This is a genomic window from Pseudomonas sp. AGC41, assembly GCF_057334555.1.
In genome coordinates this window covers 61,648-63,256 of record NZ_JBHFJB010000039.1, presented here as the reverse complement: position 1 = coordinate 63,256, position 1,609 = coordinate 61,648, and the positions used below count along the sequence as shown (strand labels likewise).

General features: G+C 63.8%; 1 protein-coding gene. It reads left to right on the top strand.

The genetic code is table 11. The features are described 5' to 3' along the window. Positions 1 to 273: 273 nt before the first annotated feature. A complete protein-coding gene (locus ACE04F_RS07265) occupies positions 274 to 1,587 on the top strand; it encodes an MFS transporter (RefSeq protein ID WP_486105605.1) in 1,314 nt (437 codons plus the stop codon). Positions 1,588 to 1,609: the final 22 nt, after the last annotated feature.

Sequence of the window (1,609 nt, the reverse complement as noted above, 5' to 3'; positions counted from 1 at the left end):
CCCCACAAAAGCCAAGCACACGCTTCAATATTGTGCGCAGGCTCTCTTGTCGATTCGTTAGCCCCCTTCCTATACTCAACCCGCTTACCCAGCCCCGCCCGAACCCAGTGCTTACCCGGCACTCAGACCGTTCCGGGCAGCCCACCGGCAATATCCGCTGCAACCCTGCGACTGTTCCTACCCGAAACAGCGACAGCGCCCCAACCCACATCCCTGGGTGTTCGACCATAATAATTCGCTCCACCGGAGCACATGACTGTCAGGGATAACCGCATGACCACCACCACTTGCAATGACGCCGTGGCGAACCAACCGACCAACTCGGCCACCCGCGTGGCAACCGCGAGTTTCATCGGCACCGCCATCGAGTTCTACGATTTCTATGTCTACGCGACCGCTGCCGCCCTGGTGATCGGGCCGGTATTCTTTCCGCAAACCTCGGGCACGGCACAGATGCTGTCGTCCTTCCTGACGTTCGGCATCGCCTTCCTCGCCCGGCCGCTGGGCTCGGCGCTGTTCGGCCATTTCGGCGACCGGATCGGGCGCAAGTCCACCCTGGTGGCGTCGCTGCTATTGATGGGCGTGTGCACCACCCTCATCGGCGTGCTGCCCGGCTACGCCAGCATTGGCGCGTGGGCGCCGATTCTGCTGTGCCTGCTGCGTTTCGGCCAGGGCCTGGGGCTGGGCGGTGAATGGGGCGGGGCGGCGTTGCTCGCCACCGAGAACGCCCCGAAAGGCAAGCGCGCCTGGTTCGGCATGTTCCCCCAACTGGGCCCCTCCATCGGCTTCCTGGCGGCCAACGGCCTGTTCCTGACCCTGGCCATGACCCTGGACGACGAGCAGTTCCGCTCCTGGGGCTGGCGGATCCCGTTCCTGCTGAGCGCCGCCTTGGTCATCGTCGGCCTTTATGTGCGTCTCAAGCTCCATGAAACGCCAGTTTTCGCCAATGCGGTGGCGCGCCAGGAACGGGTGAAAATCCCCTTGGTCGAGCTGTTCAGCCAGTACTGGGCGCCGACATTGCTCGGCGCGGCCGCGATGGTGGTGTGTTACGCCCTGTTCTACATCTCGACGGTGTTTTCCCTGAGCTATGGCGTGTCCACCCTCGGCTACAGCCGCGAGACCTTCCTCGGCCTGCTGTGCTTTGCCGTGCTGTTCATGGCTGCCGCCACGCCGCTGTCGGCCTGGGCCAGCGACCGCTACGGGCGCAAGCCGGTATTGATCATCGGCGGCGTCCTGGCGATTGCCTCGGGTTTCCTCATGGAACCATTGCTGACCCACGGTTCCACCGCTGGCGTGGCATTGTTCCTGTGCATCGAACTGTTCCTGATGGGCGTGACTTTCGCCCCCATGGGTGCGTTGCTGCCGGAACTGTTTCCCACCCACGTGCGCTACACCGGCGCATCGGCGGCCTACAACCTGGGCGGCATCGTCGGTGCATCGGCGGCGCCGTTCTTCGCTCAGAAACTGGTGGCGGTGGGCGGCCTGAGCTACGTCGGCGGATACGTTTCCGCAGCGGCCATGCTCAGCGTGATCGCCGTGCTGTGCCTGAAGGAAACGCGCCATAACGACTTGAATCGCATCGGCTGAAAGGTGTGGCGAGGGATGATTC